The organism is Bacillus sp. OTU2372 (assembly GCF_038440275.1).
Taxonomy (GTDB): Bacteria; Bacillota; Bacilli; order Bacillales; family Cytobacillaceae; genus Neobacillus; species Neobacillus bataviensis_B.
The window spans coordinates 139,423-162,983 of sequence record NZ_JASATK010000003.1 but is presented as its reverse complement, the minus strand read 5'-3'; the positions used below and the strand labels follow the sequence as shown (position 1 = coordinate 162,983).

Genomic DNA, 23,561 nt, shown 5'->3' with positions numbered 1-23,561 from the left:
AAAAAAAACAAGAGCACTGAAAAAAGACAGCACCCTTGGGCAAAACAAACTTAGTTTATTTCATTAAAGACTCTGCTAATTTCGCTAGGATTTGAACTTGTTTCTCTGTGAAATCTTTTTCTCCTTTCGCTTTCACCTCATTGATAAAAGCTTGCATCTGTCCATTTCTAGCAACGTTATTTCCTTTTTCCTCTGATGCTTTGGCAGCAGCCAGTTTTGTTTTTAAAGAAGTGACAATATCGGTATTTCCGCCTGCTTCAGTTAGGAACTGGTCTGTTAAGTTTCCTAAATTATCATAGCTAACAAAAACAGTAATATTAATGGATTTGCTAGACTCGTTACCAGCCTTATCAGCAGCCTCTGCAATAAAGGAATGATTTCCTAATCCCAGCTCATAAGCAGGGGCAGATACATCCTTACAGGTAGAAGTTGCATTACCGGATAAAGGATCTAATGCTTCACATTTAACCGTGACTTGCTGGTCAACTCCAAACTCGGTGCCGTCTTTCACGGAGAAGTTGATTTCAGGTCCAGTCTGATCCAAATTAATGCTTACCGATTTCTTCGTCTCGATGTTTCCTGCCTTATCAATACTCCAGTACTGTAAAATATACTTGCCGTCTTTTTCAATTTTTGCAGTTGTACCACTCTGTTGTGCCGCACCATTTAGTGAGTAATAAGTTGCGCCAACGCCAGAACCGAACTCATAGTCGTCAGCAGACAGATTGACGGTTACAGGCTTATTGTACCAGCCGTCCTTTTCTTCGCCAACCACTTCATGCTCAGTTTCCGGGGCTGTAGCATCTTTTCTTTCGACCACATCAATACTTGGAACCGGCGGTGGCGCCATACCTTCGCCGATGAAGAAGTTAGCATGCGGCGGCTGGTTATAACCGATATTTTGCCATGCAACGGATAGTCTATATTGTGGGTCATGCATCAAGGTGTATATTCTATGTTCGGTTTCTTCCGATGTCATATAAACGCGTAATGAGCCGCTATCCTCAGTCCTCCAAATAACCTCTTCTCTCCAGTCACCAAATAAGTCTGCCTGAAGCACAGGATTTCCCTTAGTTGAATTATTGGAGAGTGTTCCATCCGCGGTAAGCAGATTTACTAATTTATTATTCTTATAATCCCATTTATCAATCGTACCCACACCCGTTCCTTTGTCTGCATCCCATTTATGGTCCACTAATTCACGTTGTAAGTCACCGTCCCACCAAATGGCGAAGTTGCTCGTTGGGATGTTTTCGGATATTTTTTCACCTTCTGCCGAATAAAGTCCACCAACACGACTGTTCCATTCACCAGAAATGGCCCATGCCTCTTCACCTTTATATCTAGGGTCGATGTCAGCTGTAAGACCACGGCCTGTATCCTGACCCGTTTTGACTCCCCAAAGGATTTGGCCAGTTTCCGCATCACGCATATCATAGCCATATGGGGCATCTGTATGTTCTTGGACTCCGAAAACTTCAAGTCCAGGACGATCAGGAATGAAATCCCCGACATGAAGGGCGTCGCCATGACCTAAACCAGTGGTATATAGGCCCTTTCCATCATCATCTACAACCATTTGACCGTAAACAACTTCATCCTTACCATCCTTATCAATATCTGCGACACTTAAAGTATGGTATCCCTGACCGGCATAATCGCCATTACCTTCATCATTGGAATCGAAAACCCATTGCTTTGTCAGCTTTCCATTTTTCCAAGTATAGGCAGCAAGAACGGTTCTTGTATAATAACCGCGTGCCATAATAATACTTGGATGTTCACCATCTAAATAAGCGACTCCAGCCAGGAAGCGGTCGACACGGTTCCCATAGGAATCTCCCCATGAGGAAACATCACCGCGCGGCGGATCATAATCAGTTGTAGTCAAGGCTTTTCCTGTTTCTCCTTCAAAAACAGTCAAATACTCAGAACCTTGGAGAACATAACCGGTGCTATTGCGATGATCCGCGTCTTCTCTGCCAATAACGGTTCCTTTTCCATCAATGGTTCCATCAGCCGTTTTAAAAACAACCTCCGCTTTTCCATCTCCATCAAAATCGTACACCAAGAATGGTGAATAGTGAGCCCCGGCACGAATATTTTTCCCTAAATCAATCCGCCACTTAAAGGTACCATCCATCTCATACGCATCCACATATACATTTCCAGTATAGCCTGATTGGGAATTATCCTTAGAATTGGAAGGATCCCATTTTAGAACTAATTCATATTGACCATCACCGTCTAAGTCCCCTACACTCGCATCATTTGCCCGGTAGGTATAGGGATCACCGAGTGGTGTAACACCATCCTGTGGTTTTTTAAGCGGGATATCCATGTAATTTTTATTCAGAACCTTCGTTTTTTCCTGTGATTTTCTTTCCTTACCATTTACAATTGCACGGATCTCATAAACAGAATCAGCCTTACCATCTTTATCTACATAGTTGGTACTCGAAGTAATTGGCTTGACATTAATTTTTTTACCGTCACGATAGACGTTAAAGCTAATGTCAGCAGGATCAATACCAAGCATTCTCCAGCTTACATAGACTCCATCATCTGTTTTAATGGATACTGGGGCCCGGTCGATATCTTCCATTTGCCGCTTTAATACTGTTACTGCTGGGGTTTCAAGAATATCAGAGAGTTCCGAGATACCTCCTGCATTCACGGCTGCCACTTTATAAAAATAAGGAATCGTCGTCAAAACGGTTTCATCTTTATAAGAAACACCTTTCGATTTACCAATTAGTTGGTACGTGCCGTCCTGCTTTTTCGAACGATATACATTATAACTAACCGCACTCTCAACTTGATCCCAGCTAAAAGTCAAATCATTTTTATTCACCTTTCCAACCTTAAGATTGCTAGGTTTAGCTGGTACTGGCTGCGATGGATCTATCATTCGTACATCTAGTGGCATGGAAGGGACTGTTTCAACATTGGCATTGTCAATCGTTGTTGCTGCATATTGATACTCTAAACCTACATCAACCGTAGTATCTTTATAGGAATTACTGTTAGTGCTGCCTAATAACACAAAATCCTTTGTACCGGCAATCTTACGGTAAACATTGTATTTTACCGCATCCTGGGCGCCTTTCCATGAGAGGGTTACAATCGGCTGGTTAACATCCAAAGACTGCTCTTCGACTTTTAGTTCTGATGGAGCCAGTAAAATCGGTGTAATATCCACACCGTTCACAATTCCTGTGGCACCGCCAAAGCTAAAATTCATCTGTCCATCCTTTACAGATACTTGTGAAACAACCTTAGTCGTATAGTTTTGTTTAGGGGCAGAAATCGTACCATAATCCTGGCCTTCAATCCCAAGAGTTGTTCTAGCACTGCCTGAGAAATCTCCCACATATACTTTTACAGCATAAAGTCCATTAGGCAGATCGACATTAAATTTCCAGCCAACATTAAAGTAGCCTAGCCAATCTCGAAGCAGATCTCCCCCGGTACCCCGGTCCCGTCCGATCATACCAGTAGGATCGACGATTCCATAGCCTTTTTCTTTTGTATATTTAGTAGAAAGGTTTACTCCAGTATAACCTTCCGCAATCGGATTACCGGCTAAGCCGAAGTCGTATTTTAATGTTGCTGTTTTGGTAGTCACCTGTACAGCATCTGATTTTTCCGATTCACCTTTTCCATTCACCGCAGATACAACTAAATCATAGGTTTTTCCTTCTTCCATTCCTGTAACATTTAGTCGAGGAATGGTGGAAGTGCCGATTAACGAATATTCACTTGAAGTGGATAGCTTGCGATATACCTTATAGATATCTGTATCTTCAACCACGTTCCAGGTTAACAATGCTCCGGCATTACTTATGCTGCTTGCAACCAGTTTGCTAGGTTTAGCAGGTACATTAGCAGGAGGTTCAATCCCGGTTACATAAGAAGATAAAGAAATATCCAATTTTTTCACTTCTTCCGAAATTAACCGTGCCATTTGGATGGCTCCATATTCTTGGAAGTGTGTATTATCTTGGGATCCATTTGGAAATGCTGTATAGATCCCTGAATCTAGATGAAGGAAAACAGAAAGCGAGCCTTCAGGACCAATGGAATCATAGTACGCTACGCTTCGAGCGCTTAAATCCACTAGATCAACGTTCAGTTCTTCCGCTACTTCCTTCATACCCTGTACATATTCGGGGAAGCTGACGTTAAACTTAGCAGTGTCTGGATTAAAGTCACGTCTCCCCATTGGCGTCACAAGGATTGGAATCGCACCGCGCTGGCGGGCACCGTTAATGTATGTTTTTAGATAATTTTTATAATCTGGAACCGATGCATACCGCTCTGGAACACTAATGGTCGCATCATTATGACCAAACTGGATAAAGAAATAATCGTTCGGTTTAATTTCTCTTAAGACCGTATCCAATCTGCCCTCATTAATGAAAGTTTTTGTGCTTCGGCCTCCAATGGCATGGTTTTTAAATGTGATATCAGAGCTGAAAAAACGGGAGATCATTTGTCCCCAGCCAGCTTGCGGTCTCCAATATTCATCATAGGTTTGGACCGTTGAGTCCCCCGCTATGTAAACCGTTGGAAGTTCTCCGGCCGCTCTTTCAGGAAGTTTTTCAATAGTCAAACCATTTAGTTTTGGATTCGTTCCTGTCAAATCGATGTTTAATTGACCATCAACGAGGGCAATATCAAAGCTGCGTTCCATATATTCGCCGGCTGCTATCGTGGCATTTTGAACCTTTTGAATATTTTCTGCCTTAATCCCGACTTCGGTTCCTTCCTTTTCATCTCCTGCAACAACAGTAACCGTATAATCTCCGTTTGGGAGATCCACGTTAAAGGACGTTTCCTTTGTGGTAATAAAGTCAGACTTTACCTCGTCCCCTGTATTTCTGTCGACTGAAGATACCTTAGTGGGGTCGGCAAAGCCATACCCCTTTTCAGCCGAGTAGGCAGTCTCTGAAGAAACTTGAAGGTAACCTTCTTTCACTGGACTAGAAGGTGTCCCAAAATCAAACTTTTTCAATAATGTGGTTTCTGCTGCTGATACTTGTAGAGCAGTAGCTGGGATAGATGCCAATATCAGTAAAAAACTAAGGATAATGGCCATCATCCTTTTCATTTCATTTCTTTTGATAGTCAACTAGTTTCCTCCTTTTCTCCTTTCAAGACTAGTGTTGATGCATTCACTCACTCATTTATCCACCCCCTTTTTCTGGCAGCACTTCCAATAGTAATCTTACAACTAACTTTTTCCTTCTGAATATACAAAATTCAGACTATTCAATTTAAAAATCAGTGGTCCAAACAAAAATAAGTACATACTACTGGTTTCAGCTAGTCTTTTTATCCTGCTTCCATACGCAAAAAGCCAAGGTAGTTGTTTCTACCTTGGCTCATTTCCATCAAGACTTTACCGTTAATATCGACATAAATTCGTCGCCGGTGATGGTTTCTTTTTCTAATAGATATTTAGTCAATTCATGCAGTTTATCTTTATTTTCCTCTAAAATTCGAATCGCTTTTTGGTGACAAGATTTGATAATCTTAAGGATCTCGGCATCCACTTTGGCTGCGGTTTCCGCTGATACCATTAACGAAGTATCTCCGCCTAAATACGGATTATTGACAGTTTCTAGAGCCATCATATCAAATTCATCACTCATACCAAATCTAGTAACCATCGCTCTGGCAATCTTGGTTGCTTGCTCAATATCATTCGAAGCCCCCGATGTGACCGTTTTAAAAATTATTTCCTCAGCGGCACGTCCTCCCATATAAGTAGTGATTTTATCCAAGGCCTGCTCTTTCGACATCAAGACCGTTTCCTGCTCATCTACCTGCATGGTATAACCTAAAGCACCAGACGTTCTTGGGATAATTGTTATTTTATGAACGGGTGCCGAATGACTCTGTTTGGCCGCAACCAAGGCATGGCCGATTTCATGGTAAGAAATCGTGAGTTTATCCTTCATCGAAATAACTGCATTTTTTCGCTGATAACCGGCAATAACTACTTCAACAGACTCTTCTAAATCATTTTGAGTTACCTTATTCCGTCCTAATCTCACGGCTCTTAAGGCAGACTCGTTAATAATATTAGCTAAATCCGCACCAGATGCTCCTGATGTCGCCCTAGCAATCACATTAAAGTCAACATCATCAGCTAATTTCACCTTAGCGGCATGAACGTAAAGGATTGATTCACGACCTTTTAAGTCAGGCAATTCAACCGGTACTCTTCGGTCAAATCGGCCAGGTCTTAATAGCGCCTTATCAAGCGTTTCCGGTCTATTCGTTGCGGCTAGAATAACGACACCTTTATCGGCATCAAATCCATCCATTTCTGTTAACAGCTGGTTCAAGGTTTGTTCCCGTTCATCATTTCCACCTGCCATACCGGAATTACGGCTTTTCCCGATGGCATCTATTTCATCAATAAACACAATACATGGGGCTTTTTCTTGGGCTTGTTTAAATAAGTCTCTTACTCTAGCAGCCCCCATACCGACAAACATCTCGACAAATTCAGAACCCGACATTGAGAAGAATGGAACCTTAGATTCCCCTGCAACAGCCTTGGCGAGGAGTGTTTTACCTGTTCCTGGAGGTCCTACTAACAGCGCTCCCTTTGGAATATTCGCTCCAATTTCTTTATATTTTTTCGGATTATGAAGGAAGTCAACGATTTCCTGAAGCGCCTCTTTCGCTTCATCCTGCCCAGCGACATCTTTAAACGTGATGCCTGTTTCAGTTTCAACATACACTTTGGCATTGCTTTTTCCGAAGGATAAAGGACCGCCGCCGCCCATCATCTTCCCTTGCATTTTTTTCATTAACCATTGTCCAATCGCAATAAAAATGACGAATGGAAGAATCCAAGACAGGATGAAATTTAACAGTGGCGAAGTTTCTTTTGGAATTACCTTTGTAAATTTGACATCTGCATTATGCAAACGGTCCACTAATTGTGGGTCTTCAATCGTCCCTGTTTTATAAAGCTTTGAACCAGTGGATTTAAACGTTATCGTGTTATCTTCAATTTCGACTTGTTTCACTTTGCCCTGGTCCACCATGGTTAAGAAGGTACCATAATCGACTTCCTTTACTGAGTGGTTCGTGATCAATGGAAAAATGAATGAATTTAATAGCAGTATGATGAAAATTGTTATTCCATAATAAAATATCAGTGGCTTCTTTGGTGGTTTTACTTGTTTCACGTTTGTTCCTCCATTATGAATCTTTCCGAATTAGTCCACTTTTTAGAAGATTCATTTCCATTTTATAATTAGCCAAAGCTTCTTGATTCGATAGATCCTTGGCAAACTTTTCAACGACATTTCTTAGTGTGATGGTAAAGACGATTTGCAAGAGATGAAACAATTCCTTTTGATTGGTAATATTCAAGTTATTCATATTAAGATTAAAAAGAAAATCACTTAAGCTGCCACTATGTTCTTGGCCCTTAAAGATTTTTGAAAAAGATAACTCGATTTTATAGGTCATATTTAAGAACGCATTTTTTAAAAAATGAACATCCTCTTCTTCCATAATAATATGCTGATAGAACTCAATCATGGTTGGAAATAAATCCCCGTCATATTTTTTTAGTAAAACAATAAAGTTATTCCGAATATGAATGACTAGATCATTTAATAGAAAGAAAAAGGCATCTTCTTTATCTTCAAAATATTGATAAAAGCTGCCGCGTGGGATATTGGCAGATTTCACGATATTGGAGATAGAAGCATCATATAACGGAACTCTTGAAAACTCTTTTCTCATTGCTGTGATCAGGGTCTGTTTTTTTTCTTCCGGTAAATTTATAAAGGTGATTTTGGGCAAAGGCTACTCCTCCAATTGTAACCACAATTTATAGGTAGATACATTTAATATGACAAACTGTCACTATGAAACTATTCTATATGACAAAGTGTCACTTGTCAATGATTGAGAATGCCGCTTGGTCATTAGTGAGAAAAAATAAGTATTTCAATATAAATGAATTTTACCTATTTTCTAAAAATTTGTTGTTTTAATTGGATATTATTGATACTATTATTTTCGTTAAAAAATTTATTGACAGGGGGTTATAAAAATGGGCAAAAAGTCCATCATTGTTTTACTATCCGTTGTACCGTTTATTTTCATGCTAGCGGCAATTCCATTCGTTAACCGAATCCAACCAATTATTTTTGGACTACCTTTCCTGGCGTTTTGGTTATTTTTCGGAATGCTAATCACTCCTTTATGTACCTTTACCATTTACAAATTACAAAAATCAGAAAGAAGTGCTGAGTAATGCAGGGAAATCTTACAGCTTTGTTAATCACAGGAATCATCGTTTTAGGGGTTGTCTTAATCGGTTTTTTATCAGGGAGAGATAAAACGAACAGGAGCTCGGTCGAAGAATGGTCTGTCGGCGGAAGACGGTTTGGGACCTTACTCGTCTGGTTTTTAGTCGGCGCCGACCTTTATACAGCTTATACCTTTTTAGGTTTAACTAGTACGGCTTATACTGGCGGAAGTCTTGCTTTCTTCGCCATTCCTTATACCATTATCGCGTACTTTATTTCTTATTTTTTCCTTCCTAAACTCTGGAAGTTTTCAAAGAATCATAAAATCACAACTCTAGCCGATTATGCGAAGGTGCGTTTTAATAGTAAGTTTTTATCCTTCTTAATCGCTGTTGTAGGTGTGTTAATGCTCATTCCTTACATAGATTTGCAATTAGCAGGGATTCAAGATACGTTAACGGTTGCTGGAACTGGATTCATCAATGTAAAAGTTGTCGTCATTGTATCTTTCCTTTTAGTAGCACTATTTACATTTTTCAGTGGGATTAAGGGTCCAACCTATACAGCCGTTATTAAAGACATTTTAGTTTGGGTTATCATGTTATTTCTAGTCGTCAATCTTCCTATTATTCATTTTGGAAGCTGGGGAGCGATGATTGATAAGGTTTCGACCGATTCACCACAGCTCTTAACGATCCCTACATCAGGTCCTAAAGGCATTCCATGGTTTTTAACGGCTTCACTAGTATCGGGGCTTGCCTTATTTATGTGGGCCCATGCGGCCACTGGTGTATTCACTGCAAAAAGTGCCGATGCGCTTCGGAAGAATGCTGTATTTCTACCATTATATAATATCGTTTTAATCCTGCTGATTTTCCTTGGCTTTGTAGCATTTCATGTCCTTCCAGAGGGCACGAACCCAAGGTTTGCTCTATTAAATTTGATTCAGGTTTCTTATGGAGGCGTCGTCCAAGGTTTAGCCTATTCAACGATTGCCCTTGCCTCTCTGATTCCGTGTTCCATTATGGCAATCGGAGCTTCGAATCTGTTTGCCAATAACATCTACCGTGATTTAATTAATCCGAACGTCCAGCCGGCAAAACTTACTTTAGTCACTCGTTGTATGGTGTTTGTAGTTATTGGACTAGCATTAGTGTTTGGAATGGTGTTCCCTTCCGCACTCGTATCGCTGCAATTACTAGGGGTATCCGGTATGGTCCAAATCTTCCCAGCAATTGTGTTTAGTCTTTTTTGGAAAAAACAAACCAAAGAAGCCACTACAGCAGGGTTACTAGTTGGTTTAGTGGTTACCTTCACTGTTTATGCGACTGGAAAATCTTTCGGTATCTATGAAGGATTCTGGGGATTGTTGGCCAATGTGGTTGTAACGGTTGTACTTAATCCGTTGTTTGTTTCTAGGATTAAAAATAACCCTATTCTAGATCAGTTATTTGGTCAACATCAAAATCATTTGAAGAAGGACGCTTAACATCGAAAAAGACCTTTCTTTTCTTTACAGAAAAGTTAGGTCTTTTTTTGTTTTACTGCTTGCAGCTTATACTCTATTTCATTTTCTCAAACGGAATTGGATGCATATATAACAAAAATAGGATCCAAATGATAGATAACCCCCACGCCAATAGGGGGTTTTTAAAGTGTATTCTAAACATGATAAACATAACAATATTAAATAAAACTGACCATGTCATAGTCCAGCCATGATGATGATTGATTAAATCCAAGTAACGTAGATTTATGTATTCTAATATTGAATAAAGAAAAATCCAAAAGGTTACCCACCCAACTTGTTTCCATTTCGATTGCGGATAACGTCCTAAATAAAGCAAGATCGTTGATGGATAGCCAATGAACATGATCATAATGCTAATAATCGTGTGATTCTTGAGGATGTTTTTTGCAAACATGGTCTCTTGGTAAGTCCATAACCAGTAGTTATAAAATAAAAAGTTTTTCAAAAGGTCACCGACAATAAAAAATAAAATGGTTGAATAATAAAGACGCCATCTTCGCCAGTCACCCCATATAATTGCAGCCAATAGGAAAATTACTACATAAACGATGAGCATTCATTACACTCCGTTATACTTTTTCTCTAGTTTTTCCTATTTTTCCAAGTCAATGTAGGAAGAGTTATCCCTTATTTTTAAAAATTTTCTTATTGACCTTTTATTGAGGACAGATTGTCTCTCGTTCTACATCTTTTTGAACCTTTGTTGTCCGCATGGTCAAACACACTAGCCACGAATTACTCTAGTTTGCCAATCGCACCCGCCACATCATAAAGAGTAAAATCTATTTCTGTTGGCTTCCCTACGACATGCTTAGCTAACTCAGCTCCGATGTACGGACCGCTCGTAAGCCCCGAGGCACCAAGTCCGTTTGCAACATAGATCCCTTCGAAATCAGGCAATGCCCCTACCACAGGCAAAAAGCCTGGCGTAAAAGGGCGGAACCCTACTCTCGTTTCAACAAAAGTACCATCTGAAAGTCCTGGTGCCACCTCTAAAGCCTTATTCAAAATCTCATGTATGCCGCCTGCGGTTACGCGGTTATCAAAGCCAGCCTCATTTTCATGGGTGGAACCCACGACGACCCGTCCATCCTCAAAAGTAAGGAGATATTGATTTGTGACCGGCATGACCACTGGCCATAAACCAGTATCTCCATTAGGCAATTCAAGATGAATGATTTGTGCCTTTTGCGGCTTCACTAAAAACTCAACCCCTAACGGCTCTAATAGCTCTTTAGACCAAGCCCCTCCAGTTACAATTACCTGGTCTGCAGGCAAAAAGGTGCCCTCCATGTTAAGCCCAATAATCCGATTTCCCTCGGAAACAATAGCAGCGTTTCCTTTAATAAAAGTAGTTCCATTTTTTTGTGCAGCACTCATCAAGGCGTCACGGATCGCTCTGCCATCAACGCGGGCCCCCCCGCTTACAAATACAGATCCATATTCTTCCGATAACGGCGGGAATAAACTCTTTGTTTCAGAAGGACTCAAAATGGTAATTTCGCCTATTTCAGGCGCATCCTCCCGCCGTTTTCTTGCTCGCTCAGCCATTTTTTCAAGTTTTTCAGGATCAGTATGAAGACTAATTGCGCCGACACGCTTATAACCTGTTTTTGTTTCTCCATCTGCTTCCAATTGAGCAATTAACTCGGGATAATAGCGTGCTCCCCCTTTTGCCAGCTGATACCAGGCTTTATTTCTCCGCTGTGAGAGCCAAGGACAAACAATTCCCGCTGCCGCATCGGTGGCTTGGCCCGGGTCATGCCGGTCTATTAAAACAACTTCTGAGCCATACTTGGCAAGATGATATGCTGTTGATGCTCCCAGAATTCCCGCACCTATTACGATAATTTTTTTCATAAGTCACCTTTTAAGTATTTTTTCAATATGTATTTTCAAATTTAATAGTAACAAAAATAGCTAATAGTAGGAAACATTGTGGTTAATCTGATATCGAATAATAAAATCTACCTCGGTAAAACTATCCTTGTGGTATTCACTTAGACTAAATAAGAGGATGTTTAATGAAATCAAAGAAGCAATTAAAAAAACAAATGGAAAATAAAACGGTTTTGATTTGGAAAATCGGGGCTGCCTCGGCACTATCATGGGAGATTGCCAAATTAGCAGGTTCTACCCATCCATACTTGGCTCCTATTCGGTTATTCTTTGTTTACAAACAACTATAAACCGTTCCATCCGTTTCTCCTACCACCGTATGGTAGGAACCGTCATTGGAATCATCGTAGTCGTTTTATTTGAGCCCTATTTGAGAGTTAATGGGTGGACACTTGGAGGTCTGATTATCATTGGCTGCTTTATGGCAAAATGGTTAAAACGCGCTGAAACAGCGATACACCAAGTCGCCTTAACCGTACTGCTTGTATTTGTATTAGGCCATAAATCAGGTGGCTATCCGATTGACCGGTTTCGGGATACATTAATTGGGGCAATTACGGCGGTGATCATCCAAATGATCATCCATCCACCTAATTATTTAAAACAGGCCTTAAAAATATCCGAGGAGTATTCCAACACCCTAGCAAGTACATTTACCAATACAGCACAATGGGTTGAAAATGGAGTTGACAACACAAAGGAAAAGGAAATACAAAACAAACTCAAGAATCTCCAACAAGAGCTTGAACTTTGTAAATTTGTGCTAAAAGATGAAAATGAAAGTTTGCAATAGAATTACACTATTATCAGAAGGATTTATTTACATAAAAATTATAATAGAAACATTTATGACTTGGTCAAAAGAAGCCGACATAAATACGATAGACCGAATAGTTTTTGCAAAACAACTAACCACACTGGCTCAATTTTACAATCAAAAAGCTGATGTTATGGAACAAAGTAATCTATTAACCATTTCCATTCCCGCTGAACTTGAGAAACATCAACACCTATTAACCATCTTTAACCAAACATATCAATTATTAGAAAAATTAAAGGAAAATAAAAACGAGGGCTGACCCATCACTTTAACACTAATTAGCTGTGTAGGTCAGACCTCGGTTAAACTCCTCTTTTATTTCCCCATAAAAACGTATGCAGCTGCGGTAGAACTTTAACATCATTAAGGTCTGAGTCAAGCATCACCTTATCAATAAGGCGTTCATATTGGTTTAATAGGTACAATAGGAGCTCCTTATTGTCTGGGGTTGTGATATCATTATTCCCAACCTGCACAAAGAAAGGAACGTCAGGGTAGCGGAGGTGAATATTTCTTGCATACTCATAATCCTGATCATCAAAAACGACGACTTTTAAGCTCACATTACTTTCTTTCAGGTTATCAATAATCTTATCTAACACTTGGAAATCAGTTACCATGTTGGAGCTTGGCGGTTTCGGTGAAATCGTTAATTCATCAATCTTATAAAACCAATCCTGCCACTTACTCCCTTGAGTTTCCAACCCAATTTTAATATGATGATCCTTCAAAATATCGATCAACGTATCGAGATTTTTTAAAAGAGCAGGATTACCTCCAGAAATAGTCACAAAAGAGAAATTGTCACCGCCAATTTGTTTTAATTCGGTCCATATCTCTTCTGCTTCCATCATCCGGATATCATCTTTTCCCGAACCATCCCATGTAAAGGCAGAATCACACCAGCTGCAAGAATAATCGCATCCGGCCGTTCTGACAAACATCGTTTTTTGTCCAATGACCATCCCTTCACCTTGAATGGTAGGCCCGAATACTTCCATTACGGGAATTTTACTCATTTTCCATCCACTCCCGTCTTGCTTCAGCATAGCTTGTTGGTGTCTCAAATAAACGGACAAACTCTACCCTTGCCCCTGCATATTTTTCTTGCCGTTCTGCTTGCTTTAACGCCTCAGCCATTTTCTCGTATATCCATACCACCATGTTTTCAGCCGTTGTATTCATCGGAGGTAAGGTTTCATTTAGATAACGGTGATCAAGGTGGATTTCAATTTCATTTTTCCAAATTTCTTTAATATCGCCGAAATCCATCATCAGGCCCCGCTCATCTACATAACCGCTTAAGCCAAAAATTACTTTATAGGTATGACCATGGAGGTTTTTGCATTTTCCTTCATAGCAATGCAGATGGTGTGCGGCATCAAAAGTGAATTCTTTACTGACCATCACCCTTTTGTGATGGTATTTTAATTGGTTCGGCTGGATATCCTCTTTAATTTTTTGAAGTTTATCGACAATGCGGAAACCATACATTTTTTATAACGCCTCTCTTGTTGATAAATAATTCTCAAGGCCCTTTTTTCGTAATAGACAGGAAGGACATTCCCCGCAGCCGTCGGCAATAATTCCGTTGTAACAAGTTAGGGTTTTTTCTCTTACAAATTCCAAGGCATCAAGTTCATCGGCAAGCTGCCAAGTTTCAGCCTTATCCAGCCACATTAATGGAGTATGAATGACAAATTCCGTATCCATCGACAGGTTTAGGGTCACGTTTAAGGATTTTATAAAAATGTCACGGCAATCTGGGTAACCACTGAAGTCCGTTTCACACACACCGGTTACAAGGTGTTTTGCTCCAACCTGGCTCGCCAGAACGCCTGCAAATGAGATGAATAAAAGATTCCGTCCAGGAACGAAGGTTGATGGAAGCTCGCCATCCTCGCCCTCTTTCACCTCGATGTCATTCCGGGTTAATGCATTGGGTGCCAATTGGTTTAATAAAGACATATCTAAAATATGGTGCCTGACACCAAGTTCATTCGCTATATTTTTGGCACACTCAATTTCTAAAGAATGCCTTTGGTTATAATCAAAAGTAACAACTTCTACTTCTTTAAATTGTTTTAAAGCCCAAAATAAACAAGTGGTGCTGTCTTGGCCGCCACTGAATACAACAACTGCTTTTTCATCCTTTAACATACTAAGGAATCTCCTTTCAAATAGAAAAAACAGCACCCCAAGATAGAAGTACTGCTTCATCTTAGTTTTTTTAACGAGGGGGACTAGAACCTCTACTCTAAAATTTCAATACTAGAATAATATCATAAAGAATTGAAAAAGGGTACCTACAGATGTTGTTTTTTTAATTCACAAAAATCTAAATTGGCTGTCAAAGAACCAATCATTGTCGTTGCTGCAGCCCCAACATGATTGGCAAATTGAAGGTACTTTATTAATTGGGATTGATGAGTGGGCTTCCCTTTTTCGTGAAAACAGTATAAAAGTGCCGACATAAAAGCATCACCCGCACCAGTGGTATCAACCGATTCTACTTTCGGAGCTGACGAGAATACCTTGTTACCATTCATCACAGCGTAAGCACCTTTAGCCCCCATTGTAACAAATAGGAAAGGAATTTTCCAAACTGATAATGCTTCTAATCCGGCCTCAAAAGAATTGGTTTTAGTCAAAAAATATAACTCATCCTCCGCGATTTTTACAAGATCGGCTTTTTTTAAAAAGGAAATTATCGTTTGCCGGCATTGTTCCTCACTCTCCCAACGTTTTAAGCGAATATTCGTATCAAACGCGATCAAATTACCGCAGTCCTTTGCATATAGTATTGAAGTTTCTGTTGCCTCTTTTGATTTTTCGTGGAAAAGAGTTCCTGAACCGAAATAAAAAACCTTCGCATGGTCAAAAACTTCTTTCTTAATTTCATTTGCTGTTAATACTTCATCTGGTGTTTCGTTTATGTAAGAGTGAAAATAACGCTCGCCGCTTTCATTTGTATGAACATAGACACCACAAATTTTTTTACTTGCCGTTTGAACAGAGAAATCAGTATTAATGCCCTCTTTCGTTAATTCTTGCTCGACAAATGTGCTGATTTTATCCTTACCTAATTTACACAAATAATAGGTAAGAATTCCAAGCCTGCTAGTACCCACTGCTACATTAACAGTTGCCCCACCAAGCAGTGGCTGGAATTTCGTATTTGTGGAATCGACTGATACATAGTCGACAAATGCATCGCCTAGTGAAATGACTCCTTGATTTCCCAAGATCCTTCTCCTTTATATACAAATAATGATAAAAACCCATCCTTATAATAGTACATGTAAGAATGGGTTTCTCAAATATTTAAAGATTAGAAAATTCCCTGGCAATCCTCTCAAATGCTTCTTTGATTAATGGGCGAGGAGATGGAATGCAAATTCTTTGATAGTGCAATCCTTCTTCACCAAACAGTTTTCCGTCTTCAAGAATGACATTTGCTTTATTATATATGCGGTCATGAACCTCTTCAGGTGTTAAGCCGTATCCGCTAAAGTCCATCCACATAATATAAGTACCCTCAGGTATTCTCACCTTTACTTTCGGCATCCTTTCCGCTAAGAACTGGACCGCCCATTCCATTGTACCGTCAATATATTCTTTTAACTGCTCGAGCCATTCTTCACCATCATGATAGACGGATATTAAGGCTGAAACGGTGAACGGCGACGGTAAATGGTTGCCCATTACACGAATGAACGTATTTCGATGTTTAGGATTTGAGATAATCACATTGGTACAGTGAAGCCCAGCAAGATTAAACGTTTTGTTGATAGCTGTAAACGAGATAATATGGTCGGCATTTTCTGCTATTTTAGCGATTGGCAGGAAAGTTTGATTCTGACGAATTAAATCTCCATGGATTTCATCCGCAACAATTAGGACATTATTGGCGGCACAAATATCCGATAATTTATGTAGTTCTTCTTCGGAAAATATCCTTCCGGTTGGGTTATGCGGATTGCATAAAATGAACATTTTTGTGTTATCATCTTTAGCCTTTTCCTCAAAATCCGCAAAATCAATATGATAATATCCTCTTTCATCACATTTAAGAGCATTATTAAGGAGTTCCCTGCCGTTAGCTTCAATCGCTGCCGTAAACGGAGGATAAACAGGCCGTTGAATAATGATTCCTTCACCAGGATTAGTAAATGCTCTGACTGCAATGTTTAAGGCATGGACAGTTCCAGGGCTATATATAATTTCTTCCTTCTTGATGTCCCAATCATGTCTCTTTTTAAACCAATGTTGGATGGCTTCAAAATATTCATCCGGAAAAATGGAGTAACCGAAAATCCGGTGATCAACCGTCTTATGTAAGGCATCTATTAAGGGTTGAGGCACAGGTAAATCCATATCTGCCGTAAACAACGGAATGGTCTCTTCGTCATACCTTTCCGTAAGCCCAATCTTTTTAATCATGTCACCTCCATCCCATTTAATGGAATAAGTCCCTCTCCGATTAACAATTTCATCAAAATTGTATTTCATGAATATCACCCTTCGTCGTCGAATAGATGGTTGAACTTTGTAATGAGACATTACATATAATTTACATCTTACTCAAATGGTAACCTATTGCAGCCAAATTTTCCATTAATTCTCTTACTTAAGATAAATACTACCAAGACATATTCTAACATCCTGGCAGTACTAATGGTGACAGGCACCGAAAGTTAGAAATCGAGTTTGGAAATCACATAGAGTTCGGCTTGGAGTTTGTCTAGAATTTGTGGGAAGGGGGTGTGCATGAAGAGTGGAAAGAGGTCTTCTAGCGCATCTTCGTAGGTTTGCCCCATGAGTTCTCGTAATTTTACGTATCTTTCATAAAGCATAGCTTTCTCGAAATCAATCCCTAGTTCATAGAGGCCATTAAATAAATCTTCTTTTGGGATCTTCTTGATCTTTCTAAAGACCTTTTCATTATTATCAATTAACTTCTCATTTAAGTAATGTGTTACATAATCGGTATAGATCATTTGTCCGATATCATTTGTCTCCTGCTTGGAATAATTAAATCCAATCACATGGTTGTCCTTATTTTCCTGAAGAATAAACGTTTTATTTCCCCGTAAATGAGCAATAAAACTTTTTACGTTTTTATCAAAAATTTTATCAAATTGGATGATTTGCTGAAGCTTGTAAGCGAATTCATTATGTTCTTCCCCAACTACAAACAAACGGTCGACAATCGGTAACAGCTTTAATACCCCTTCTGATAACTGACTCGAAGCATCATAAATGGTGATGTCATGGGCTTTTTTCATTTGTTTCACTTTCCGCTTTTGTTCGGTAACCGACAACTTAGAAAATTCATGGATTAGTTCATTTGATGTGTTTTCTCTTTCTAAGGAGCCATAGGAAATGAATGCAACAGATAAAGTAGTGTTTGTTTTTAACCAATGATAAATTGAAACAGACAATTCGGTAACCCCTGATTTTGCCTTTGGCGAATAAAAACCAACTAAATACATCTCTCTCACCTGCCTTAATTAATCATATTCGCTGGCCGAGAAATGGAATGGGACAAAGCTCTAAGATTGAAAATATTGCTAGAACAAAAGTGGACATGGTTTTATCCACGTCCACTAATAAATGCTTAATGATTATAATGCTGAGTGCCTTGCTGTATATTGGATTGATTTCCCATCATCTGACCATACATTGGGTTTTGAACATGCTGCGGCTGTTGCTGTTGCATGTTCCCACTAGCTGCCATACCACTAAGAGATTGCATGGTTTGACCCATCGGCATTATATTTTGACCTGATCTTGAAACATGTGTTGGCTGGTTCATTTGAGTACCACCCATCGCATTTAACATCATCCCTTGGTCAGCGCCCTGAGCTTGAATAGGATTTACAACGTATTGAGCTTTTAAAGATTCACTGACAGGTTGAAAAGTGTGTAAATATGTTTTCGCCGTATGATCTCTCATCGTTGGGATTTGATATTGTCCCTGCTGATTCATAAATAAAAATACTTCATACGCCTGATTTACACAATTAACAGCACCGTTTAAAAGTACTTGACGAAGATTTGGGTCGGCAATTTCTAAAGTAGCTTTTACTCCATTCGCAGCGCCATTTTTATGACAGATGAGCAAGGCACTTGCGATTTCATAATCATTGAAGGTTGTATTAGACTCTGGAGCTAACATACTTGGATTATCAAGTCCATATTGGATTTGGTCTGGTTTAACGGAACCAACATTCGTATTTGGCGACATAGGAGCGAAATTTTGATAATCATGTGTATAAGAAACGATCGTATCATAAGATTTAATCTCTTCCTGCAGGTGACGGTGAATCATTTCTTTTAACTGAGGGTTTTTCGCTTGTTGTGCATAGAGATTAAAATGATTAATCATATTTATTTTTTCTGTTAATATTTCATGGACTTCCATTGCTTCATGTGCACCGAATGGCATGGATAACACTCCCTTTTGTTTTTCTGTAACAAAGGTATTATCTTCACGAAGCTTCTCTTATATGTGTATCATCGCCCTCTGCTAAATGGTAAATTTAGGATGGTTTTTCCACCGCCATGCCTGCTAAACGTGGTATTTTATAATCATCAAGAGCGGCCTGCAATCCTTCTCCGCGAATAACATTCACGCCGTGACGAATCAAAACTGCTTCTAATGCACCTAAAACAGCAAGGATATTTTCTTTTCGGCAGCTATACCCCATCGTCCCAATCCGCCAGATTTTTCCGTGTAAAGGGCCAAATGAGGAGGCGATTTCTATACTAAATTCATCAAGCAGCATTTTTCGAACAGATTCACCATCAACCCCATTTGGAATTTCAACACAAGTAACACATGGCAGCTTATATCTTGAATCGCCAAATAGTCTTAACCCCATCGCCTCGAGTCCAGCAATTAAAGCTTTTTCATGCAGCATATGGCGATCAAATCGCGGCTGAAGCCCTTCTGTTAAAACAAGCCGCAAGCCTTCATGCAGAGCATAAATCATCGAAGTTGCTTCTGTGTGATGATTGAGTCTTCTAGGACCCCAATAATCTTGAAGCATACTTAAATCAAAATAATTGCTGCTAATCACATGTTTACTGCGGATAAAACGCAAGTCTTCTTCTGTCGCAATCCCGCGTTCGACTTTTTTACGAGCAAACAAAATGGTTTCAATCCGGTCATTATACGTGATGGGCGCCATCCCAGAAGGAACGGATAAGCACTTTTGTGTACCGCCAATTAAACCGTCAATGTACCATTCATCCGTTTTGACTTCCACTCCCCCAATAGAGGCAACCGCATCGACCACGAACAAAACATCACGTTCTCGGCAAGCCTTACCAATTTCTGCAAGCGGCTGCATTCTCCCCGTTGAGGTTTCACCATGAACAATGGCGACTATTTTTGGATTAACTTTCTTGATTTCAGCAATCAAAACTTGTGGTTCAAAAACCTCTCCCCAAGGACATTCCAACGTATACACCTCGGCGCCATACCGCTCACAAATTTCTACTAATAAATGTCCAAATCTGCCATAAATGGGGACAAGCACCTTATCACCCGGTTCAATAATACTGCATAAAATCGCTTCATTACCAGAACGTGATGTCCCGTCAATCGGAAAGGCCCAACGATTCTTCGTTTGAAAAACCTGGCGGAGCATTTCCATAACTTCGTTCATAATATTTGTAAAAGCAGGGTCAAATTGTCCTAAAATAGGTGTACTCATCGCACGTAATACACGCGGATCCACTTCCACCGGCCCGGGGGTCATAATTGTCCGTTTTGGTGTATGTAACTCCGAAAATAACATATCTTCCATCTCCCTTTAATAAGCTAATTTATATAAAACCTCGGTTAATAAATCAATTCCTACTTCTAAATGATCTAGACTCGTGAATTCACTTGGGGAATGACTAATTCCCTGCTGACTTGGTACAAATAATAAAGTGGTCGGACAGACATCACCGAAAACTTGGGCATCATGTCCTGCACCGCTGATTATGGGTTGATAACGGATATTTTTTTTCTCCGCTATTTTTCGTGCCAGCTCTCCCATCTGTACGTCCATCTGAACCGGCTTCACATCCATCCACTGAGAAATAGAAAGTTCCATTTCCTGGTTTTTTGTAACTCGTTCAAACTCGGCAAAAATCTCACCGCAATATTGATCAATGACACTTTCCTGATGATGTCGAATATCCAAGCTGAACTCCACCTCACCAGCCACTACATTTGGAACATTAGGTTTAACCTGCAGCCTGCCAACCGTTGCGACCAATCCTGAGTCCACTTCGTTTATTTTTTCAGTTAAAAAAGAAATCAGCCGGGATGCAGCCGACACCGCATCCTTCCGATATTGCATGGGTGTTGTACCAGCGTGGTTACTTTCTCCCTTAATTCGGATGGTATAGCGGCGTTGTCCGACAATATGGCTGACAATCCCAACCTGGTTCTGATTTTTTTCCAAAACCATTCCTTGTTCGATATGAATTTCAATAAAACTTTCGATATCTCCCCGAACTGGGGATGTATAGGCATGCGGATCAAAACCAGCAAATTTCATGGCATCTAAAAATTCTATACCCTCAGCATCCTTTATATCCTTTACACGGTCAAGAGTATATTCCCCACAAATATTCCTTGATCCCCAAAAGGTTAACGGGAAACGACTTCCCTCCTCTTCACATAAAGAGACAACCTCAATGGATTTTTTTGGGTATCCATATGTTTCAAATAACCTTAAGACAGCTACAAAGCTAGCAATAATACCATATGCCCCATCATATTTGCCTCCGTCTACGACAGTATCAATATGCGAGCCTGTCAGAATGGTTTTCTCGCTTGTATCCGTTCCTGGCAATCTTCCAAATAAATTTCCTACACTGTCAAAATGCGTTTGTAATTTCATTTGGTCCATTTTATTTTTTAATGCGTGCTGTGCCTCCAGCCAAGGACGTGAATACAAAAGTCTTGTTACTCCTCCATGTTCGGTTTGCCCAAATGCAGCAAGCCATTCAATCATGTTTCCAACCTGGTCTTTATCTAAAAACTGTTTGTTTACTTGAATGGCCATCTTCTTCTCTCCTTCAAATGTTACATATAATAACATATATAGTTATAATAATAGTTTACAATCAGAACAAATGAACTACATTAGCTAATTCGTAAAAATTTTCTAAATCTTTTATGCAAAATAACTAAAAAGTTTGTTACAATAAAAACCAATTACATAACTTCAAGTGTTATATTTTCTATCATAAGGAGTGCTTTCGATGAAAGTGTATGAACTTTTGACCATTCCTCATTTAGAAGGAATGCAAATCATTGCAGGAGAGTCCGGAAAAGAGAACGAAGTGGAATCAGTCAATATGATGGATGCACCTGATATCATTCAATTTTTAAACCAAAACGAATTTCTAATCACCACCGCTTATCATCTTAAAGATCACCCTCACCTGCTATCCGAACTAGTAAAAGCAATGTCTGAACAATGCTGCGCAGGTTTGGGCATCAAGACTAAACGTTTCTTAGACAAAATCCCAGATGAAGTGATTTCCCTTGCTAACGAGTTATCCTTACCAATCATAGAACTTCCCTTAGATCTCTCTCTTGGACAAATCGTAAATCTAACCTTTCATACGATCCTTGATAAAAGAGCTGCCGAGTTAAAATTAGTGCTCGAAACCCATAAGCAATTCACAAATATCATTATGCAGGGAAAAGGAGTCCAATCCTTACTTCAGGATTTATCCCAGATGATCAAGCGGCCAGTTCAATTAATCGACCAGCATTTCAAACCTATTTCTCAGCCAATCATGAACATGGACTTTTCTTCATTATTTGACGGGATTTCGATTCCTGCAGCCAGTTCATTTCCGATTACTTTTTCTTTCTTATCCACAAAACAAAATTGTACCTTATTCCCTGTCAACATCAGTGAAAAGAAAAACGGATTTCTAATGATTATCGGAGAAATAGAAAGAAATGATCAATTAACCCTTTTAACGATAGAACAAGCTGCTAATGTTATTTCATTTGCATTAATGAAGGAAAATGCTCTTAAACAACATGATCGAAGTATCCGCAATGACTTCTTTCTGCACTTTTTAAACGGTACCTTCGCCTCCCAGGAGGAAATCATTGGCCGAGCTGAGGAATTTTCACTACATCATAAACAGATGTATATTTGTGCAGTCGGCAAAATTGACGGAAATCTTCTCCACCCTACTTACACTCAGCGCCACGAGAAGGAGGATGATGTTTTTGATTTTATTGAAGGCAAATTTTCAGCTTACACACAAAAGATTCACTTTTTCAAGAAAGCTGATTCTTGCATCCTGTTATTTGAAGTTCAAGATCACGACCATTCCCCGATTGTTTATGTGGAGACCTGCTTAATACAACTTCAAGAAAAGGTATCTAAATATTTAGGCAATACGATTTCTTTTGGTGTAAGTACTTTATGTCAGAATTTCTTACATACTAAAGACGGCTATACTGAGGCTGCAGACGCTCTATCACAAGGTAAACTTTCAAAGAAAACAGAATATATACAAACCTACCATACAAAAGACATTATGGAATTGCTGCGGCAGATCCCTCTTGAGGACTTAAAAAATTTTTATTCCTTCACCCTCAACGGTTTTAGCTCGACAAAGATAGAAGAAGAACAATCCTTGCTGGAAACATTATCGGTCTTTTTAGAAACACACTGTCAGATTTCAGAAACAGCAAAAAGATTGTTTGTTCATCGCAATACAGTGGTTTATCGAATTGAAAAATGCGAGGAGATTCTAGGGAAAAGCTTAAAGGATTCCGAAACGACCCTACAAATCAGACTAGCGTTAAGAATCAAATCATTATTAGAAAGCTAATGGATTTTATAAAAACCTAAGCCGACACGTCACATAGAGCGGCTTGGGTTTTTTATTATTATTGTACAAAATGTATAGTGTAAATCTGAATTTTTAGTTAGTTTACACAATGACAGTTATTGGTTAATTGATTATTATGTAACTAATCATT

At 39.4% G+C, this 23,561-nt stretch carries 20 protein-coding genes; 6 read left to right on the top strand and 14 right to left on the bottom strand.

The window, feature by feature from the left end; genetic code table 11:
- Nucleotides 1–55: 55 nt before the first annotated feature.
- From AAHB15_RS08530 to AAHB15_RS08520, 3 genes are all read right to left on the bottom strand, one after another.
- Nucleotides 56–5,134 carry a rhamnogalacturonan lyase family protein gene (locus AAHB15_RS08530; protein WP_446715850.1) on the bottom strand — a complete coding sequence of 1,693 codons (5,079 nt, stop codon included), beginning with the start codon at nucleotides 5,132–5,134 and terminating at the stop codon, nucleotides 56–58.
- A gap of 262 nt (nucleotides 5,135–5,396) precedes the next feature.
- Nucleotides 5,397–7,211, bottom strand: a complete 1,815-nt coding sequence (ftsH, locus tag AAHB15_RS08525) for an ATP-dependent zinc metalloprotease FtsH (protein WP_342042196.1) — start codon at nucleotides 7,209–7,211, stop codon at nucleotides 5,397–5,399.
- 13 nt (nucleotides 7,212–7,224) lie between these two features.
- Nucleotides 7,225–7,836, bottom strand: a complete 612-nt coding sequence (locus AAHB15_RS08520; protein ID WP_335572198.1) for a TetR/AcrR family transcriptional regulator — start codon at nucleotides 7,834–7,836, stop codon at nucleotides 7,225–7,227.
- 253 nt (nucleotides 7,837–8,089) lie between these two features.
- On the opposite strand from AAHB15_RS08520, the gene AAHB15_RS08515 reads away from it, so the two are divergent.
- Together AAHB15_RS08515 and AAHB15_RS08510 are read left to right on the top strand one after the other, a co-directional pair.
- The gene (locus AAHB15_RS08515; protein WP_342042195.1) at nucleotides 8,090–8,293 is read left to right on the top strand and encodes a DUF3311 domain-containing protein; all 204 of its coding nucleotides are present in this window, start codon (nucleotides 8,090–8,092) and stop codon (nucleotides 8,291–8,293) included.
- Entirely contained in the window at nucleotides 8,293–9,777 is a 1,485-nt protein-coding gene (locus AAHB15_RS08510; RefSeq protein ID WP_342042194.1) for a sodium:solute symporter family protein, read from the top strand. Before AAHB15_RS08515 ends, AAHB15_RS08510 begins: the two co-directional genes overlap by 1 nt.
- Before the next feature lie 73 nt (nucleotides 9,778–9,850).
- On the opposite strand, the gene AAHB15_RS08505 is transcribed toward AAHB15_RS08510, so the two are convergent.
- Entirely contained in the window at nucleotides 9,851–10,375 is a 525-nt protein-coding gene (locus AAHB15_RS08505) for a CBO0543 family protein (protein WP_342042193.1), read from the bottom strand.
- A 179-nt stretch (nucleotides 10,376–10,554) separates the two neighbouring features.
- Complete coding sequence (locus AAHB15_RS08500; RefSeq protein ID WP_342042192.1) at nucleotides 10,555–11,679, bottom strand: NAD(P)/FAD-dependent oxidoreductase; 1,125 nt, start codon at nucleotides 11,677–11,679, stop codon at nucleotides 10,555–10,557.
- Nucleotides 11,680–11,843: 164 nt separating this feature from the next.
- On the opposite strand from AAHB15_RS08500, the gene AAHB15_RS08495 reads away from it, so the two are divergent.
- The 3 genes from AAHB15_RS08495 to AAHB15_RS08485 are packed head-to-tail and all read left to right on the top strand — an operon-like array spanning nucleotide 11,844 to nucleotide 12,797.
- Entirely contained in the window at nucleotides 11,844–12,008 is a 165-nt protein-coding gene (locus AAHB15_RS08495; RefSeq protein ID WP_342042264.1) for a hypothetical protein, read from the top strand.
- Nucleotides 11,942–12,511 carry an FUSC family protein gene (locus tag AAHB15_RS08490; RefSeq protein WP_342042259.1) on the top strand — a complete coding sequence of 190 codons (570 nt, stop codon included), beginning with the start codon at nucleotides 11,942–11,944 and terminating at the stop codon, nucleotides 12,509–12,511. The genes AAHB15_RS08495 and AAHB15_RS08490 overlap by 67 nt, the downstream gene beginning before the upstream one ends.
- A 55-nt stretch (nucleotides 12,512–12,566) precedes the next feature.
- The gene (locus AAHB15_RS08485; protein WP_335572192.1) at nucleotides 12,567–12,797 is read left to right on the top strand and encodes a hypothetical protein; all 231 of its coding nucleotides are present in this window, start codon (nucleotides 12,567–12,569) and stop codon (nucleotides 12,795–12,797) included.
- A 43-nt stretch (nucleotides 12,798–12,840) separates the two neighbouring features.
- On the opposite strand, the gene queE is transcribed toward AAHB15_RS08485, so the two are convergent.
- The 9 genes from queE to allC form a co-directional block, all read right to left on the bottom strand.
- Nucleotides 12,841–13,557, bottom strand: a complete 717-nt coding sequence (gene queE, locus AAHB15_RS08480; protein WP_335572191.1) for a 7-carboxy-7-deazaguanine synthase QueE — start codon at nucleotides 13,555–13,557, stop codon at nucleotides 12,841–12,843.
- Nucleotides 13,550–14,032 carry a 6-carboxytetrahydropterin synthase QueD gene (queD, locus tag AAHB15_RS08475; RefSeq protein WP_342042191.1) on the bottom strand — a complete coding sequence of 161 codons (483 nt, stop codon included), beginning with the start codon at nucleotides 14,030–14,032 and terminating at the stop codon, nucleotides 13,550–13,552. The genes queE and queD overlap by 8 nt, the downstream gene beginning before the upstream one ends.
- A 3-nt stretch (nucleotides 14,033–14,035) precedes the next feature.
- Nucleotides 14,036–14,698: a 7-cyano-7-deazaguanine synthase QueC gene (queC, locus tag AAHB15_RS08470; protein ID WP_335572189.1), complete on the bottom strand. Its 663-nt coding sequence runs from the start codon at nucleotides 14,696–14,698 to the stop codon at nucleotides 14,036–14,038.
- Nucleotides 14,699–14,844: 146 nt separating this feature from the next.
- Nucleotides 14,845–15,783 (bottom strand): carbohydrate kinase family protein, encoded by a 939-nt coding sequence (locus AAHB15_RS08465; protein ID WP_342042190.1) that lies wholly within the window; start codon nucleotides 15,781–15,783, stop codon nucleotides 14,845–14,847.
- A gap of 79 nt (nucleotides 15,784–15,862) precedes the next feature.
- The gene (locus AAHB15_RS08460; protein ID WP_335572187.1) at nucleotides 15,863–17,050 is read right to left on the bottom strand and encodes a MalY/PatB family protein; all 1,188 of its coding nucleotides are present in this window, start codon (nucleotides 17,048–17,050) and stop codon (nucleotides 15,863–15,865) included.
- Nucleotides 17,051–17,235: 185 nt separating this feature from the next.
- Complete coding sequence (locus tag AAHB15_RS08455; protein ID WP_335572186.1) at nucleotides 17,236–18,033, bottom strand: hypothetical protein; 798 nt, start codon at nucleotides 18,031–18,033, stop codon at nucleotides 17,236–17,238.
- 125 nt (nucleotides 18,034–18,158) lie between these two features.
- On the bottom strand, nucleotides 18,159–18,989 hold the full coding sequence (locus tag AAHB15_RS08450) for a spore coat protein (protein ID WP_335572185.1): 831 nt from the start codon (nucleotides 18,987–18,989) through the stop codon (nucleotides 18,159–18,161).
- Nucleotides 18,990–19,083: 94 nt separating this feature from the next.
- The gene (locus tag AAHB15_RS08445; protein WP_342042189.1) at nucleotides 19,084–20,346 is read right to left on the bottom strand and encodes a pyridoxal-phosphate-dependent aminotransferase family protein; all 1,263 of its coding nucleotides are present in this window, start codon (nucleotides 20,344–20,346) and stop codon (nucleotides 19,084–19,086) included.
- A gap of 15 nt (nucleotides 20,347–20,361) precedes the next feature.
- On the bottom strand, nucleotides 20,362–21,609 hold the full coding sequence (gene allC / locus AAHB15_RS08440) for an allantoate deiminase (protein ID WP_342042188.1): 1,248 nt from the start codon (nucleotides 21,607–21,609) through the stop codon (nucleotides 20,362–20,364).
- Nucleotides 21,610–21,808: 199 nt separating this feature from the next.
- On the opposite strand from allC, the gene AAHB15_RS08435 reads away from it, so the two are divergent.
- Complete coding sequence (locus AAHB15_RS08435; protein ID WP_342042187.1) at nucleotides 21,809–23,410, top strand: PucR family transcriptional regulator; 1,602 nt, start codon at nucleotides 21,809–21,811, stop codon at nucleotides 23,408–23,410.
- Nucleotides 23,411–23,561: the final 151 nt, after the last annotated feature.

Bases quoted from the DNA above. Each gene is read 5' to 3' on its own strand.
- AAHB15_RS08500 (WP_342042192.1), bottom strand. From the start codon at position 11,679: ATGAAAAAAATTATCGTAATAGGTGCGGGAATTCTGGGAGCATCAACA.
- AAHB15_RS08485 (WP_335572192.1), top strand. From the start codon at position 12,567: ATGACTTGGTCAAAAGAAGCCGACATAAATACGATAGACCGAATAGTT.
- AAHB15_RS08460 (WP_335572187.1), bottom strand. From the start codon at position 17,050: ATGAAATACAATTTTGATGAAATTGTTAATCGGAGAGGGACTTATTCC.
- AAHB15_RS08495 (WP_342042264.1), top strand. From the start codon at position 11,844: ATGAAATCAAAGAAGCAATTAAAAAAACAAATGGAAAATAAAACGGTT.
- AAHB15_RS08510 (WP_342042194.1), top strand. From the start codon at position 8,293: ATGCAGGGAAATCTTACAGCTTTGTTAATCACAGGAATCATCGTTTTA.
- allC (WP_342042188.1), bottom strand. From the start codon at position 21,609: ATGGCCATTCAAGTAAACAAACAGTTTTTAGATAAAGACCAGGTTGGA.
- queC (WP_335572189.1), bottom strand. From the start codon at position 14,698: ATGTTAAAGGATGAAAAAGCAGTTGTTGTATTCAGTGGCGGCCAAGAC.
- AAHB15_RS08435 (WP_342042187.1), top strand. From the start codon at position 21,809: ATGAAAGTGTATGAACTTTTGACCATTCCTCATTTAGAAGGAATGCAA.
- AAHB15_RS08515 (WP_342042195.1), top strand. From the start codon at position 8,090: ATGGGCAAAAAGTCCATCATTGTTTTACTATCCGTTGTACCGTTTATT.
- queE (WP_335572191.1), bottom strand. From the start codon at position 13,557: ATGAGTAAAATTCCCGTAATGGAAGTATTCGGGCCTACCATTCAAGGT.
- queD (WP_342042191.1), bottom strand. From the start codon at position 14,032: ATGTATGGTTTCCGCATTGTCGATAAACTTCAAAAAATTAAAGAGGAT.
- AAHB15_RS08445 (WP_342042189.1), bottom strand. From the start codon at position 20,346: ATGTTATTTTCGGAGTTACATACACCAAAACGGACAATTATGACCCCC.
- AAHB15_RS08450 (WP_335572185.1), bottom strand. From the start codon at position 18,989: ATGCCATTCGGTGCACATGAAGCAATGGAAGTCCATGAAATATTAACA.
- AAHB15_RS08505 (WP_342042193.1), bottom strand. From the start codon at position 10,375: ATGCTCATCGTTTATGTAGTAATTTTCCTATTGGCTGCAATTATATGG.
- AAHB15_RS08455 (WP_335572186.1), bottom strand. From the start codon at position 18,033: ATGTATTTAGTTGGTTTTTATTCGCCAAAGGCAAAATCAGGGGTTACC.